Origin of the sequence: Polyangium sp. 15x6 (assembly GCF_029960785.1) — a bacterium.
Lineage (GTDB): Bacteria > Myxococcota_A > Polyangia > Polyangiales > Polyangiaceae > Polyangium.
Window position 1 is genome coordinate 56,130 of record NZ_JASBQE010000035.1, and the last position, 16,852, is coordinate 72,981.

General features: G+C 65.3%; 7 protein-coding genes and 1 pseudogene. 5 read left to right on the forward strand and 3 right to left on the reverse strand.

From position 1 onward, the window contains the following. Positions 1 to 4: 4 nt before the first annotated feature. Both QHF83_RS25135 and QHF83_RS25140 read right to left on the reverse strand, forming a co-directional pair. Positions 5 to 1,114: a VCBS repeat-containing protein gene (locus QHF83_RS25135; RefSeq protein WP_282420463.1), complete on the reverse strand. Its 1,110-nt coding sequence runs from the start codon at positions 1,112 to 1,114 to the stop codon at positions 5 to 7. A 230-nt stretch (positions 1,115 to 1,344) separates the two neighbouring features. Then, entirely contained in the window at positions 1,345 to 2,139 is a 795-nt protein-coding gene (locus QHF83_RS25140; protein WP_282420464.1) for a hypothetical protein, read from the reverse strand. Between the two features lie 108 nt (positions 2,140 to 2,247). Between QHF83_RS25140 and QHF83_RS25145 the strand changes: the two genes are divergently transcribed. The 5 genes and pseudogenes from QHF83_RS25145 (at position 2,248) to QHF83_RS25165 (ending at position 14,047) form a co-directional block, all read left to right on the forward strand. Then, complete coding sequence (locus QHF83_RS25145) at positions 2,248 to 3,210, forward strand: hypothetical protein (RefSeq protein ID WP_282420465.1); 963 nt, start codon at positions 2,248 to 2,250, stop codon at positions 3,208 to 3,210. Positions 3,211 to 3,507: 297 nt separating this feature from the next. Beyond that, positions 3,508 to 4,764 carry a hypothetical protein gene (locus QHF83_RS25150; RefSeq protein WP_282420466.1) on the forward strand — a complete coding sequence of 419 codons (1,257 nt, stop codon included), beginning with the start codon at positions 3,508 to 3,510 and terminating at the stop codon, positions 4,762 to 4,764. Between the two features lie 1,020 nt (positions 4,765 to 5,784). Continuing rightward, entirely contained in the window at positions 5,785 to 8,496 is a 2,712-nt protein-coding gene (locus tag QHF83_RS25155) for a hypothetical protein (RefSeq protein WP_282420498.1), read from the forward strand. Positions 8,497 to 8,538: 42 nt separating this feature from the next. Then, positions 8,539 to 8,730: pseudogene (locus QHF83_RS25160) on the forward strand (IS5/IS1182 family transposase); the annotation flags it as partial. Positions 8,731 to 8,947: 217 nt separating this feature from the next. After that, positions 8,948 to 14,047 carry an AAA family ATPase gene (locus QHF83_RS25165; protein ID WP_282420467.1) on the forward strand — a complete coding sequence of 1,700 codons (5,100 nt, stop codon included), beginning with the start codon at positions 8,948 to 8,950 and terminating at the stop codon, positions 14,045 to 14,047. Between the two features lie 312 nt (positions 14,048 to 14,359). On the opposite strand, the gene QHF83_RS25170 is transcribed toward QHF83_RS25165, so the two are convergent. Continuing rightward, positions 14,360 to 16,816, reverse strand: a complete 2,457-nt coding sequence (locus tag QHF83_RS25170; RefSeq protein WP_282420468.1) for an isoamylase — start codon at positions 16,814 to 16,816, stop codon at positions 14,360 to 14,362. Positions 16,817 to 16,852 lie beyond the last annotated feature (36 nt).

Consider the following 16,852-nt stretch of genomic DNA (forward strand, 5'->3'; position numbering starts at 1 on the left):
CCGATCAGGGTTCGCGAAACCCGACGACCGTGATCCGCCCCGTTTTGCTCGCGCTCACGATTTCCAGGCCGGCGTCCCCATCCATGTTCCCGATCGCCACGGCAACAGGCCGATCCCCCAGCGGGAGTTCCCAGCGCTTGGGCGGGCTACCGGGGGCACCCAGGAGAAAGACGGAGATCGTCTTGTCCTCTTCGTTGGCCGTGACCAGATCGGGAAAGCCGTCCCGATCGACGTCGCCGACGGCCAGAGAGACCGGGCCACGACCGGTCGCATGACGGGTGACTTCGCCGAACTTGCCGTCTCCTGCGCCGCGCAGCACGGCGACCTCGTTTTCGTATGGCTCGATCAGGGCCACGTCCAGGCGCCCGTCGCGATTGGCGTCGAGCAGCGCGAGGTCCTTCCAGTATCTCCAGGGGACTCGATGCCGGAGCGGGGCGGCGAACTTCCCGGTGCCGTCGTTGAGAAAAACGGCCACGCTCCACGCCAGGACGCCCTCGTCCGTGTATTCGTACATTTCGGCCACGATATCGACCGCGCCGTCTCCGTTCATGTCTCCCGTGGCGAGATCTCCGAGGGAATATTCGCCCCGGTACTCGGTGGGCGCAAACGTGCCATCCCCGCGACCGAACAGGATCACGAGCGGAGCGTCCCCCTCGACGGAGCCACTTCCCACGGCGATGTCCCGATGCCCATCTGCGTCGAAATCCCCCACTTCGATCCCGTTCACTTTTTCGTTGGGTGCGACGAGTCTCGGCGCCCCGAAGCCCTCGTCTCCCTGACCGAGCAGCACGTCGAGCGATCGCATTCCATCCGCGCCGAGGGTCATCACGACGACGTCGAGGCGCTCATCTTCGTTGAAATCGGCGAGCCGCAGGCCCGTGCCGCCGTTGTCGGAGATCCGGTACGACCGTGGCTGCGACACGGAGTTCGAGCCTCGGTTCAGCAGCACGCTGACCCCGTACAGCAGCGGGTCCCCATCGTGGGCGAGCACCACGTCGAGCTCGCCGTCTCCATCGATGTCTCCGAGCTGCATTCCCTGAACCGACAGGGGCCGTGGAGAAATCGTGTAGATGGGAACGAGGGCAAACGCGAGCGCGAACAGGGCGGTATACATGGTCGAATCCTTTCCGTTCACGAGCCCGCGACGAACGCGAGGATGTGGAAAACATACCGCATGCTCCCTGTCCCCCCCGTGCCCACGTCCGCGCCAGCGCGAGGGCCGTGCAAGGCGCGCGCCCGCGCCACGCGACGGACCGCGCCACGCCGCCCACGTACGCCTCGTCTGGGCACTGTCACTATCAGGGAGACACGGAGATCGACGCCCTCAGCTGAACCCTCGATCCTTCATTTCGGCACCGTCACCTGACAGCTATCCTGAGGTCCGAGCCACGCGATCATGTTGACCCAGAGCTGCTCGATCTCGGGCAGCGATTGCCATTCGCTGTCGTACTCGATCCACTCGTCGCCCCACACCACGGCGCGGCCCTTGCCCTGCTCGTGCGCGAACGCCACGGGCCCCGCTGCGATGCTCCCAATCGCCACGCTCGTGCCGCCGCTCCCGCCGAGGTCCTTGACCAGGTATCCGCCGAGGAACGTCACCGACGAGAGCCCCGCTGTCACCGGATGCGCCGCGAACATCGTCACCGGCTGAGAGTACAAACCGGGCTGGTACGCGAGCCCAAACGGGGCGAGCAGCGTGTTCACGTAGAAATCAGGGTCCGCGTCGGTATATCCCGTCATCGAGACGAACCCGCCCCGCATCTGCACCCACGCCGCGAGCGCATTCGCCTCCTCGGCCGTGTAAGGCCGAGCCAGTCGATCGAAGATGATGACGTCGTATTTATCGAGGAGCGCAGCATCGAAGACCTCTGCGGGCGTCTGGTGGGTTCGCTCGACGCTCGTGCCTCGCGCCGTGAGCCAGGCCTGGAAGTTCGAGGAGGGATTGCTCCCCGGGCTGCCGACGATGCCGAGCCGCAAGCAATCGCAGATCCCGTCCTTGCCGAGGTCCACGTCGTCCACGCGGCCATTGCAATCGTCGTCCTTGCCGTCACACACCGTCTCGACCGCGCTCGTCGGCGTGCACGACCCGCCCCCTCCTCCCGAGCCGCTCGGGAAGAGGACGCCTCCTTCGCCTCCCATGCCACCGCCGCCTGCGTTCATACCTCCGCTTCCGCTCGAGCTCGAGCCCCCCGCACCGCTCCCTTGTCCTCCGGGGCCGGTCGTCACCCCGTTTTCGCCCGCCGAGCAGTGGACGAGCCCTCCGACGAACAGCCCCATGCAAAAGATACGCTTGATCATACCGCGATGGTCGACGGCATCGACCAACATGTCAATCATGAGGCGCGCTCCGTGCGGCCGGGATCTCTTATCGAAGCAGCACGAGCTCGCATCCGGAGGGCAAATGGAGTAGACGACCAGACCATGGCAGATCACTTTGGTGCGATCGGGATCGGGGCGTCGGACCGTGCAGCCTTCGAACAGCTCATCGGTGCGATATTGCAGGAGAGCGCGGAGGAGCTCCGCTGCGAACAGTACAGGCACCTACGGTGGACCGATCCGAGTGGGGCGTCGATGTACGCCCATCTGGATGCGGACAGCGGAGGCATCCAGTGCATCACCCCCTTTTTCGCGCCCACGGAGGGCCTTGCTCGGTGGCGGGTGCAGACATCGGCACCCTGCGACGATGCCGGCTGCCCTCACTGCGGCGGCGTCGACTGCGACATCGTGGACGAGAGCGGCGAACTCATCACGCGCGCGGCCGTGCAGTGGGCGCTCTACCAGCCGTTCCGAGAATGGCTCGGTCGCGAGCGGTCCTTCGAGCTGGAGGTCGTGGTCTTCGCCCACAACATCGAGGTTTTCCCCGATGCGGACGCGTTCTCTTCGTCCCCCGCATCCATCATGGGCGAGAGCGACGAGGGCGAGCCGCTCCGGCTCTCCCCCAACGCCTTCATGCCCTGGGGCATGTTCGGCGAGGGTGGCGACATGAGCGAACGCGCCGTCGCGCGTCTCAACGGTCCTATCGTGGCAGCGCAACGCCGCGAGAACCGCCTGACCGGTCAGCCCTTCTGGCAGCTTCGCATCGAGTCCTTCCCTGGGCGCGTGGACGTGGTCGCGGCAGCGGCGTGGATCGAGGACGAGCCCAAGGTGGGCGGCCATCTGACGGTTGACGGCTGGCTCGTCGGGCAGCCCCACCGTCCCTCCCTCGGCTAGAGTCTTTCTGCGTGGGCGCGGGTGATCCTTCCTTCGCGCCTTTGGATCGTCGTCCCTCCAAGCCCTGAAAGTGGCACCCACTCTATGAATGCCAAATATCATTTCAACGCACGTCCCTTCACAGCCACATGTCTCCTCCTCTCGCTGCCCCTCGCGTTCGCCATCGCCTGCGGCGGCGAAAACGGCTCCGGGGATTCGAGCAACGGCAGCGCTGGAAATGGCTCCGGCGCAGGGGGAAGCTCGAGCAACTCGAGCACGGCCTCTTCGGGCTCCGGCGGAGGCACAACCGGAAACCCGATGCAAGGCAAGTGCAGCACTCCGACGCTGACGATCACCGAGGTCGAGCTCCCCATCGCCGTCGACCAGAACGAAGACGAGGTAAATCTCCGCCCTCTCGCGATTTCACCCAAACCCTCGGGCGGCTCCCGTCTCGCCTTCATGGGGTCCGACAACAAGGTCCACGTGGCCGAGCTCGACGTGAGCGACCACCTCGTCGGTGAGCTCGTCGATATCAACGCCCACGATTTCGGCGACCTCTACGCCGATGACAAAGGCGGCGTCCTCCTCCTCACGCGCGACGCCCAAGGCGGCGGGACGCTCAACTGCGGCGAACCGACGAACCTCTGCGGCACCCCGCCAAACCCCCCCGTGGCATGTCACGACATGTACATGGTGCGTTTCGACGGCCAAAGCGAGTCCTGGGCGACGAAGCTCACGAGCTCGAGCGCGGCCCTCCCCCCCTATTCGACCGGCAAGACCGGCCCCGAGGTCTACATGATCTGGTGGTACGCGCATCACGGCCGCATCGCCTCGGACGGCACGAACTTCGCCGGCTATTTCGGCGCCGCGATCGGCGTCTCGCAAGGCGGCTGCATCAACATCCACCAGGGCGATCGCATGAAGGTGGTCTCCCCGGCCGGAGAACCGATCTCGGGCGGGTTCGATTGGGGTTGCAGCCATAGCGGCTACGAGCGCATCACCTGGGATCCGGGCGCGAACAAGTACGTCACGATCTGCAAAACCGACAACAACAACCGCATCGCCCATGCCCCGGCCATCTCCACGATCAAGTCGATCGACCTCGCCTACTCGAATTTGAGCGACATCGCCCTGGATCACGACGGCGGTTATTGGGCCCTGACGAGCGACCGTCAAAATGGCCAGCCCGCCCTCGCCAACGGCCTCGCCGAGGTCCACCTCCTGCATTTCAACGACGGGACGGCCGACAAAGACATCGTGATCGCCGGGAAGGCCGGGGAGAACGCGCGCGCGCCCTACCTCGCGAACTACGGCGACAAATACCTCCTCGCCGGCTGGGAGACCTCGACCGCCACGGGTGATCTCACGCCCTTCGACGGAAATCGCAAGATGCTCGTCCAGGTCCTGAGCGCGACGACCGGCGAAGCCGTGAGCGCCGTGCTCGACGCCGGCGTGCCCGGCAATCGCTACCAAGCCTTCCGCGCTTACCCCGACGGCAGCGTCGCCTTCGCCGCAAAGGGCACGAAGAACAACGCCGTCCGTATCCTCCGCGCGATGCCCTGCGCCGCGGAATGATCACCCCTGCGCGCACCCCCTGACGGCCGCCGCGCCGGGGCGCCGCCCCGGACCCCGCGGGGGCTATCCGCCCCTCGACCCGGACCAGCGCAAGCGCTGGACTCGGGTTGGAAGAACCGCGCATCGCGCGGTTCTTCCACAGGGCCGGTGGCAAGACTTGGGATAGCGTTGCCGATCGAAATGGCAACGCGGCGGTCTCGGTTTGGCGGGGTCGCTTGCCTGTCTCGACTCGGCCTGTTCGATGAACTGCGCATCGCGCAGTTCATCGACCCTGGGTCCAGCGCTTGCGCTGGTCCGGGTCCCGGGGCGGATAGCCCCGGGTGGGGCCTGGGGCAACGCCCCAGCGCAGCGGCTTCGAGATGAGTCGCCCGCAGGGACGTGGTCAGTGCTCTGCGCAGGTGATCCATCGGGAACTTCTGTGCCTCTGGCCACTGCGAGGAAGGAATCGACGTGCTCCTCGGCACCGGGCGAGCGTGTTGGCCACGCCGCGGATGGCGCGGAGTTCGCCGCGAGGTGCGGACGGATGGCTGGTTGACCGCGCGGGGCACGTCCACGCAGTGGCCCGCGTACCTGACGTCCGACGAGGGGCCGAGTCACCTCGGGTGTGTTCTTCCTGAGCGCTCCGCGAGCACGCGAGGTCCGTGAAAAACTCGTGCCAACGGTGGCGTCGAATCTTCGTCGTGGCTCCCATTAATGCGCACGAGGCAACCAAAATTTGCTTGAAACTTGACACGAACCAGGTATTTTATACTGGCGCACAAAAGCCCCGACCGACCGGCAGGAGGAAGAGAGCGATGGTCACTCGATGTTGACCAGTCGATAGCCTCCGGCTCGTCCGTCACGCAGAAATTCATTCGTCCGAATTTGGGCGATTGCTTCATCGCTGAAAGGGGAGATATGTCTACCCACCTCCACGCGCGGGAGCTTCAGGGCTCCGGGCTCGATCACGCCCTCATCACGCCGGCGCAACCTCGCCGCAACAAAGCCTGGCTCGCCTTCGCGGCGGCCTTTTCGGGCGCGATGTTGCAAGTGAGCGCTGCCAGCGCCGCGTCCTACACCCTCTTTGAAAGCGGCCAAGTCCGGCCTCTCGCGCTCTCGCAAAACGGCCAGCGACTCTATGCCGTGAACACCCCTGACAACCGGCTCGAGGTGTTCCATGTCACGTCCTTGGGGCTGCTGCATATCGGGGCTGTAACGGTCGGACTCGAGCCGGTCGCTGTCGCGGTTCGAAACGACGACGAGGTGTGGGTGGTCAATCATCTCTCCGACAGCGTGAGCGTGGTGGACGTCTCTGCCCCCTTCGCGCCGCGCGTCGTCCGTACGCTGCTCGTCGGCGACGAGCCTCGCGACATCGTGTTCGGCGGCCCCAACCGCAGCCGGGCGTTCATTACCACGGCCCACCGCGGCCAGAATGCTCCTTTTGATCCTCAGCTCACGACGCCTGGCATCGGGCGCGCGGATGTTTGGGTATTCGACGCGACGCACCTGGGATCGAACTCGCTCGGGGGTGCCCCCCTCGACATCATCAACCTATTCACGGACACGCCACGGGCGCTCGCGGTGAGCCCGGACGGGCGACGTGTCTACGCGGCCGGCTTCCATACTGGCAATCGCACCACGAGCATTCACAGGAATCTCGTACTCAAATACAACAACGGCGTGATGCCGCCGCCGCACACCAATGCGGCCGGCGAACCCCAGCCGCCGACCGCGCTGATCGTGAAATACGACGGCCACCACTGGGTGGACGAGAGCGGGAAATCCTGGGATGCAGCCGTCAAGCTCTCCCTCCCCGACAAGGACGTCTTCGTCATCGACGCCATGGCCAACCCTCCCGCGCAGCTCGCAGGGGCCTCGGGCCATTATACAGGCGTGGGCACGGTCCTCTACGACATGATCGTGAACCCCGCGAACGGGAAGGTCTACGTCACGAACACCGAGGCGAACAATCTCCAGCGGTTCGAGGGACCTGGGACATTCACCGGCTCGACGGTCCGAGGTCACCTGCATGAATCCCGTATCTCCGTGCTGTCGAATGGCACGGTCGCGCCGCGCCACCTCAACAAACACATCGACTACGATTCCTGCTGCGCGCCGCTGCCCAACACCGTGAATGACAGGAGCCTGGCGACGCCCGTAGGGATGGCCATCACGAGCAATGGTTCGAAGCTCTACGTCGCGGCGCTCGGCTCCAGCAAGATCGGCGTCTTCGATACGGCCGCGCTCGAGAACGATACATTCACCCCGAGCGCCGCGAACCACATCGTCCTCGACGACGGCGACGAGCCCGTCGGCCCGACGGGCCTCGTCCTCAACGAGTCCCTGAAGCGGCTCTACGTGCTCACACGGTTCGACAACGCGATCGCGATCATCAACACGACGACGAGAACCGTCATCGACCGCGTCCCGCTCTACAACCCCGAGCCTCCGAGCGTCGTCGAGGGCCGGCAATTCCTGTACGACGCCCGCTTCAGCTCGGCCAACGGGGAGGCGTCCTGCGCGAGCTGCCACGTCTTCGGCGACATGGATAGCCTTGCCTGGAATCTCGGCAACCCGGATATCATGGACGGCGACCTGCCGGGGCCGATCGCCAGTCCGTTCCCGAAATTCATCACGACGTTCGATGGTTTCTCCGCGCTCAAGGGGCCGATGACGACGCAGAGCCTCCGCGGAATGGCGAACCATGGCCCGATGCATTGGCGAGGAGATCGCACCGGGGGCAACGCCGCCGAACCGAGCGCTCAGCCGAACGAAGGGACCTTCGATGAACGCGAGGCGTTCAGGCAATTCCAGGCCGGGTTTGTCGATTTGCTCGGCCGCAGCGGGCCGATTCCCGAGGACGACCTGGAGGCCTTCGCAGATTTCGCGCTCCAGATCATGTACCCCCCGAACCCGATCCGGAAGCTCGACAACTCGCTCACGCCGGACCAGCAAGCGGGGCGTGATCAGTTCTTCACGGTGGGTGGGGCCCTTTCCGGCACCTGCGAGACGTGCCACAGGCTCGATCCGACCGCAAACGCCGAGTTCGGCGAGCCCATTCCGGGATTCTTTGGCACCGGGGGCGGATACGTCGTCAACGAGCAGCCGCAAAGCCTGAAAGTCCCGCATCTCCGCAATCTGTACCAGAAGGTCGGTATGTTCGGCATGGACCAGGTGCCGAACATCTTCGCGAAGGACAACGACCACAAGGGTGATCAGGTGCGCGGATTCGGCTTCACGAACGACGGGTCCGAAGACACGATCTTCCGCTTCATGAATTCACGCGGATTCGATAATCAGACATCGTTCCCCAACAGCCCCCCCGTTTCTCCCAACGGCTTCGACGAGAGCCCTCCGGGGGCAGGCGACCCGGTGCGCAGGCAAGTCGAGCAATTTCTCTTGGCCTTCGACAGCAACCTGGCGCCGATCGTCGGCCAGCAGGTCACCGTGACGAACCACAACAGCGCCGCCGCGCGCGCACGCCTCGACCTCCTCGTATCACGCGCCGATGTCGGCGAATGTGATGTCGTCGGAAAGACACGCTTCGGGCTGCAAGAGGTCGGCTTCCTGTACGTGGGCGCGAATGAGTTCACATCGAGTTACCAGTCGTTCGGAGCGATTTCGAAGTCCGCGCTGTTGAACCTGGCTCAATTCTTTCAGCGCGAACTGACATTCACGTGCGTGCCTCCTGGAACCGGTGAGCGAATCGGTATCGACCGGGACGAGGACGGCATCCGGGACGGCGACGAATGACCCATCGGTTCGTGCCTCGCCAGACGGTCGCGCTGCACCAAGGGACGCGAAACGCTCCGGCAGCGAGTCCACGTCGAGCATCGACTCGCCCATCTCTCTCGTGAGCAGGGACTTCGCGCCCGCTGACCTGGACCCACGAAAGAATCTGTTCGCCCTGCGCGCCACAGCGCCGCGCTGAACCTGGAGGTCATCCAGCGTCGCGGGGATGTGCTGGGCGTGCACAAGGCCGCGTAATTTCATGCAAAAGCGAAGGGGAGTGGCGCACGGACGCTGTTCTTCCGGCGCACATCTACATTCTCTCGGGGTTTCCACCGTCACGAGAACCCTTGCAACGGCGCCACCACCTCGGGTAGGGTCTTCCCTTAAAGCTAAGCTCCTCGGAGGAGGCAACATGGTCGCGCAGTCTGCATTTCCCGCCTCAGCAGCCGATGCTTTCGACGGCTACACGTCGATGGTACCTGTCTATGAAGGCGCCGAGACGTTCGTGTATCGGGCGCGGAAACAGGACAGCGCGGCGCAGGTCATCCTGAAGCAGACGAAGAACGACTATCCGAGCGCGCGTGAGCTCGCCCGGCTGCGGCGCGAATTCATGATCCTGCGCGAGCTCGGGCTCGACAACACACCCAAAGCGCTCGCGCTGGAGGAGCACGGGCGCGGCCTGCGCCTCGTGATGGCGGACATCGGCTACCCCACGCTGCGCGAGATCCTCGAGGGCGGGAAGCTCGCGCTCGAGACCGTGCTCGTGCTCGCGATATCGATATGCGACGCGCTCGCGGCGATCCACGAGAGGCGCGTCATCCACAAGGACATGACGCCGAGGAACATCCTGGTGGACATGTCCACGCCGAGGGTTTTCCTCATCGATTTCGGCATATCGGCGCGCATATCTCGCGAGCTCAACGCGCCGACGAATGCGCGTTCGCTGGAGGGCACGCCTCTCTATGTTTCACCCGAACAAACGGGGCGCATGAACCGCGCCGTCGACGCGCGGTCGGACCTTTATTCGCTCGGCGTGATTCTGTACGAGATGCTCGTGGGTCATGTGCCTTTCCCGGACCGCGAGGTCGAGGGCGTTCTTCAGGCCCACCTGACACGAAGCCCGGTGCCGCCGCGCGAGATGTCTCCGTCCGTGCCCGCGCCGCTCTCGGATATCGTGATGAGGCTCCTCGCGAAGACGCCCGAGGAGAGATACCAGAGCGACGCGGGCCTCGCGTTCGACCTCGCCGAATGCCTTCGGCAGTGGACGGAGCGGGGCTCCGTCGAGCCATTCCCTCTGTACACGAAGGACAGGGCTCCCGAACTGCGGCGCGCGCAGCGCCTGTACGGCCGAGAACGCGATATCGAAGCGCTCCTTCAGGCGTTCGAACACGCCCGCCAGCGCGGCCCGGAGCTGGCGCTCGTCTCGGGCTATTCCGGCATTGGCAAGTCGGCGCTGGTCCGCGAGATTCACAAGACCATCACGCGGCACGGCGGCTATTTCATCTCGGGCAAGTTCGATCAGCTCTCCCGCGACGTACCGCTCGCGCCGGTCGTATCTGCATTTCGGGAATTGATGCGCGAGATCCTGACGGAGCCCCCCCAGGCGCTCGCACGGTGGAAAGAGGACCTCCTCTCCGCGCTCAAAGGCAATGGCGCGCTGCTCGCCGAGCTCGTGCCGGAGCTCTCGCTCGTCGTCGGCGACCTGCCGAAGGTGCCGGACCTGCCACCGGACCAGGCAAAAAACCGTTTCGAGCTGACGCTCCTCGACTTTTTGCACGTCTTCGCGAGCGCGGCGCACCCCGTCGTCCTCTTCCTCGACGACCTTCAATGGCTGGACCCGGCCTCGCGGCGGCTTTTGCATATTCTCCTGACGGACGCGTTCAGCCGGCACTTGCTGCTCATCGGCGCCTACAGAGACAACGAGGTCGAGCAGGGTCATCCGCTCGTCTCGCTCGTCGCGGAGCTCGGCAAGTCCGGCTTCCGCGCCACGGAGGTCCAGCTCGGGCCGCTCGATCGTGAGACGTTGCATTACCTCGTCGCCGACACGCTCACGAGCCGGCCCGAGGAGGTCGAGAGCCTGGCCGAGCTGGTTTACGAAAAGACGCACGGGAACCCGTTCTTCGCGCATCAATTCCTGGTCACGCTGAACGAGCGAAACCTCCTCCACTTCGACGCATCCACGGGCGCGTGGTCATGGGAGGTCGACACCATCCGCGCGGCGAACGTGACCGACAACGTCGTCGATCTGCTCATCGAAAGCATGCAGGAGCTCCCGGCAGCGACGCAGCACGTACTCGTGCTCGCGGCATGCATCGGCCATTCCTTCGAATATGGGCTACTGGCCATCGTCGCGAACAAGCCGCAGAATGATGTCCTCGCTGCGATCTGGGACGCGATGAAGGCCGGGCTCATCGTCTCTCTGGACGGTGATTACAGGTATCTCGAGGTCGGGCTCGGCGGGTCGGAGGTGAGCGACGCGGCGGCGCGCTTCGACGTCCGCTATCGATTCGTCCACGATCGCGTCCATCAAGCTGCATACCTTCTCCTCCCGCCGGAGCAGCGAGAGACGATCCATCTCGGCATCGGGCGCCTCCTCCAGCAGCACATCAAAGGAGCATCGATGGGCGAGCATCTCCTCAAGCTCGTCCACCACCTCAACATCGGCGCTCCCTGCATGAATGATCATGCCGAGCGGATCGACCTCGCCGCGCTCAACCTGCGAGCCGCCGAGAGAGCCAAGGCTTCCACGGCCTACCACGCGTCCGCCGAGTATGCACGCGCCGGCATCGACCTGCTCCGCGACGAGGATTGGCACGATCGTTACGATCTGTGCCTCGAATTGTACATGCTCGCGGGGCAATGCGCCTATCTGGGTGGCGACGCCGAGCGCGCCGAGGCCGTCTTCGCCGAGCTTTCGCGCCGGGTAAAAACCGACATCGAGCGGGCTGCGATCCAGAGGGAACGCATATTCAGCAAGATGTCCCACGGGCAATTCAGCGAAGGCATCAAGATCGGCCTCGATACGCTGGGGATGCTCGGGCACCCGCTGCCGATGGAAGAGCTCAAGTCGCCGCAGGTGATGATGGCGGAGCTCGCCCAGGTCACGACCAACCTGCGCGGACGCCGCATCGAGGACATGATCGACGCGCCGGAGGTGAAAGACCCGGTGATCGGCGCGGTCCTTGCGATCCTCGACTCCATCGCCGACGGCTCGCACCACCTCGGCGCGATCGCGTTCTCCATCATCAATCTCAGGGCGGTCAACATCGCCCTCGTACACGGTCATACCGAGCTCGTCGCGCTGCCGTACAGCTGCGTCGGCTACATGCTCGCGGCGATCCGCGGGCGCGTGGACGAGGGGATGGATTTCTGCAGATTGGCGGAGGCGATCAACGCGAAGTTCCCGAGCGCCTTGCAGACCGCGAGGCTGGGCTTCGCCGCGAGCAGCTGCGCGCACATGCGATATCCGATGCGCCAGGTAGGGGAGAGGTTCGCCGTCACGCGGCAACGCTGCCTGGAGACCGGCGAGCTTCACATGCTCGGCATCGCCTGCTTCCTCGGCACGATGGCAAATCTCTTTGCCGGAGATCAGATCGACGATCTTCTGGACCTCGCCGAGAAGAACCTGGCGATCGTCCGGCGCACGAAGGTCCCGCGCAACAACGCCGCCATGACCGCCGTTCGGCAGGCCATCGCATGCCTCGCAGGCAAGACGCGAGACGCGACGTCCTTCAGCGACGACAACTTCGACGAGGACAAGTTCGTCCGTGACCTGCAAAGCCAGCAACCCAGCAGCACGAATGTCCATTATGGCGTGTTGAAGACGTTCGTTCTCCTCGTACACGGAAAACACGCGGATGCGTGGGAGGCGTCGGAGATCGCCGAGCGCGCATTGACGTTCGGCGGCGGGACGATTCAACCGAAGATCCACTCCTTCTTCCGGGCGCTCCTGCTCCTCGTCCTGCCGCCGGCCGAGGAGCCCACGGAGGCGGCGAAGCGCAAGGAGCTCCTCACGAGATACAGGGCGGAGATCGCGGACCTCGCGGCGTGGTCCCCGAAGAGCTTCGGGCATTTGAAGGCGCTCGTCGACGCCGAAGAGGCACGAACGCAAGGCGACATCGCCGGCGCCATGCAGCGCTACGAGAGCGCAATCGCGCTTTGCCAGGAGAACAAGGCTCCCCACTTCGAGGCGATGGCGAACGAGCTCTTCGCCAAGTTCTTCGTGAGCATCGGCATCACCACGGGCGCCGGCGCCTACATGCGGAATGCATACCGTGCATACCTGCATTGGGGCGCCCCCCTCAAGGCCGCCTCGCTCGAGTCGGAGTCCTCGCACGTCTGGCCCTCGCTCCGCGAGGTCACGCGCACGAGGTCGAGCACGGCGACGACGAGCCCATCCGGCCTCACGGAGCTCGGCAGGACCCTGCTCAGCAAGACGGGCGCCGGCAGCCTCCGCGACGCCGCGCTCGTCGTCCGTGCCGCGCAGGAGATCGCAAGCGAGATCGATCTCGAAAAGGTGATCGATCGCCTCGCCAATCTCGTCCTCGGTAACGCGGGCGCCGATCGTGGGGCTTTGATCCTCGCGCGAGACGGGCAGTTTGCGATTGTCGCGAGGCTCGGGGAACAGAGCAGGACCATCGACGCCGGCGTGGGGGAGCCGCTGGACGGCGCCGCCGAGTGCGCCAGGAGCGTCATCCTTTACGTGTCACGGACACAGGAAGCCGTGCTCCTCGACGACAGGGAGAGCGTCGCGCGCTTCTCGGACGATCCGTACATCATCCGCGAGAATCCACGGTCGATCCTGTGCCTGCCGCTCCTGCACCAAGGCAGGCTGAGCGGCGTGCTATACCTGGAAAACCGCGCCATCGCCGGCGTGTTCAACGAGGCGCGCGTCGAGCTCCTCACCCTGCTCTCCTCGCAGGCCGCCATCGCCATCGAAATCGCCAGGCTCCTCGAGAGCTCGCGCGCCGCCAACGAGGAGGTCAAGCGCGCCAACGAGCGGCTCGAGCTCGAGGTCACGCGCAGGACGGAGGAGCTGCGGTATCTCAACCGTGACCTCACGGATGCCAACGCCCGCCTCGAAGCCGAACTCTCCCACCGCGGCATCGTCGAAGAGGAGCGCGAGGCGCTCCAGGCGCAGATCATCGCGGCGCAGCGCGATAGGCTCGCGGAGCTGTCGACGCCGCTGTTGCCGATTACCCGCGATATCGTCGTCATGCCCCTCATCGGCACCATGGATAGCGAGCGCGCCGCGCAAGTCCTCACGGTCGCGCTCGAAGGCGCCCAGCGCCAAGGCGCACGCGTGGTCATCCTCGACGTCACGGGGATGAAGGATGTCGATACCCACACCGCACGAATGCTCATCGACGTCGCAGGCGCGCTACGGCTCCTCGGCGCGGAGACCCTCATCACGGGCATCGCTCCGCGGATCGCACAGACCCTCATTTCGCTCGACGTCGATCTACGGTCCTTCGTGACAATGAGCACCCTCCAAGGCGGAATGGAATACGCCCTCCGGCGCGTCCGCGGCGCAACGGCCGCTGCCGCCGCGCCGAGGCTCCGAGGACGCTGACCACGTGTCAACGGGAGGCGCTTCGCTGGGGCGTTGCCCCAGGCCCCACCGGGGCTATCCGCCCCTGGACCCGGACCAGCGCAAGCGCTGGACCGTTTGTCGATGAACTGCGCGATGCGCAGTTCATCGAACAGGCCGAGGAACGACCCCTGCCAATCAAGACCGCCGCGCTGACCTTTCAACGGGCAACGCTGTCCCTGCTCTTCCACCCTCGGTCCAGGCCGTGCCTGGTCCGGGTCGAGGGGCGGACAGCCCCCGCGGGGTCCGGGGCAGCGCCCCGGCGAGGCGTCCCAAGGCGTCACTGCCCGCCGTTCATTTCGCCACGAGCACGAGCACGCTCCGGCCGCACATCCCGTACTTCGTGGATTCGCCGCCTACGAGCGTCTCGGCGCCTGGATTCGCGACTTGGTTGTCGCCCTCGGCCCAGTTGCAGGTGTCTGTCACGCGATGCCACGCCTTCCCGTTGCCCGGCCACGGCAGCGTGAAGTCGACGCTGCTCGACCAGCCGTTGTAGGCGATGTAAATCGCGCTCGCTGGGTCGCCGAATTCGGTGCCGTCGACGCGCCACGCGAGGGCGTGGTTGCTCCCGCTGTTGAAATAGGCGCTGTCGGGCACGGTCCCGTCAGACTTGAACCAGCGGAGCTGCTCCATGACGTTCCCGTTGCCGTCCGTGCCGCTGTAGTATTGATCGGGGCGCAGCGCGGGATGGGCCTTGCGGAACGCGATGAGACGCCGGGTGAACGTGCGGAAGTTTTCCTTGTCCGTCGACGTCGTCCAGTCGATCCAGTTCTTGTCCGAGTCCAGGTTGTAGACGTTGTTGTTGCAATATTGCGTGCGCAAGAGCTCGTCCCCACCGGTGAACATCGGCGTGCCGGCGCTCAACATGAGGAACGCGAGACCATTCCGGGCCGCCCTGCGCTGGTCTGCGGCGGCGCCGCCCTGGTCCCAGCTGTGGTTGTCGTCCTCGCCCCCGTCCGAGGGCCCGTACGGCCAGGCCTGCGAATTGCTCTTCTGGTTGCACGCATAAACATCCCGCAACGTGAAGCCGTCGTGGGCGACCATGAAGTTGATGGAGTTCCACGGCCTGCGCCCGTCGTCGCCGAAGAGATCCGACGAGCCGACGAAACGGCTGGCGAGCTGGCCCGGGGTGATCGTCGCCACGCCGAGCTGGTTCTGATCCTTGCGCAACGTGTCGCGGAAGATGCCATTCCATTCGGACCAGCCCGAAGGATAGTTGCCCACCTGGTACGAATTGCCGCCGATGGCCCAGGGCTCGGCGATGAGGTCCACGCCGGCGCCGCCGCCCGCGGGTCGGGGCTCGAGATCCCTCCAGATGCGATTGAGCGCGGTGTTCGCGTCGAACTTGTCGTAGTTGAAGCAGCCGTGCTGGCAGGTGTTGCCGAGGACCGAGGCGAGATCGAAGCGGAAGCCGTCGACGCCGAGGGTGTCCTTCCAGTGCGCGAGCGAATGGACGATGAGGTCCTGGGCGATCGGGTTGTACGTGTTGAAATTGCCTCCGACGCCGGTGTTGTCCCAGCTGTGTTGCAGGTCCGCGCTCAGGCTGTAGTAGGTGGGATTGTCGAGGCCCCGGAAGGACATCACGTTGTAGGTGGTCTTGTCGTTCGCGCTCCAGGCGCCGCCCTCGCCGGTGTGGTTGTAGACGGCGTCGATGAAGACCTTGATGCCCTGGTCGTGGAACGCCTTCACCATCTCCTTGAACTCGCGCGTGGGGCCGCCGGCCGTCTTGTCGTAGGCATAACGGCGATCAGGCGCGAAGTAATTCAGCGTCATGTAGCCCCAGTAATTGTCCCCCGCGGTGCTGGTCGGGGCGACGTCGTTCGCGTCGTTGTCCGTCTCCTGCACGGGGAGGAACTCGACCGCCGTGACGCCGAGCTGCGCGAGGGCGGCCGCCTTCAGGCCCGCGCCCTTGTACGTGCCGCGGTACGCGGCGGAGATGCTCGCGTCGTTCTTCGTCAAACCGCGGACGTGGACCTCGTAAATGACGTCGTCCTTGAGCGCCCGCGTGGGCTTCGCGCCATAGGAGGTGCTGTCCGGCGGCAAGACGATGCCCTTCATGGCCTTCGTGCCGCTGTCGAGGTTACGGTACGAGGCGCCGGAAGCGAATACGGTGCCGTCCGTGTTGCTCGGGTTGATCGGGTCGTGGCTGATCTCGAAGGCGTAGGGATCGAGGAGCAGCTTGTTCGGATTGAAGCGATTGCCCTGCGCGTCCACGTCCGCGAGGAAGCCCGTGCCGGAGCCCTTGGTCCAGCTGCTCGTGTACGGCCAGTTCGGCCCCCACGCGCGATAACCGTAATAAACGGGGCCGGTGATGCCGTAGGTATTCTTGAGCGTGGAGACGGCGACGGTCTTCGACCAGACGTTCGTCGCGGCGTCCTTGGTGAGCACGTATTTGACCTTCTCCTGCGCGCCTTGCGCCTGCGCGTAGAGGTAGACCTCGATACGTGTGGACCGGGAGGAGTAGACGCGGAACGTGATGTTGCTCTGCGTCGCGTCGTAACGCGCGCCCAGCGTGAAGGTCACCGCAAGCTGGGAGGGCGCGGGGCCGTCGGGGAGCGCGAGGAGCGGCGTGTCCTCGCCCTGCGTGTCGTCGGGCGCCGTCTCCGTGAGCGCGTCCTCCAGCGTGTCTTCCGGCTCTTCCAGCGCTGGGCCGCAGCCGGCAAAAAGCGCGATCAAGGCCGAAGCCGCAAAACGGCGCCCGAATCCGTTGCGCCGCCCGCCCTGCGAAGTGTCGTCGTTTCCGGTGAGCATGGATAGGACCTCCTTCGCGCGGCCCGAGAAGGGGGC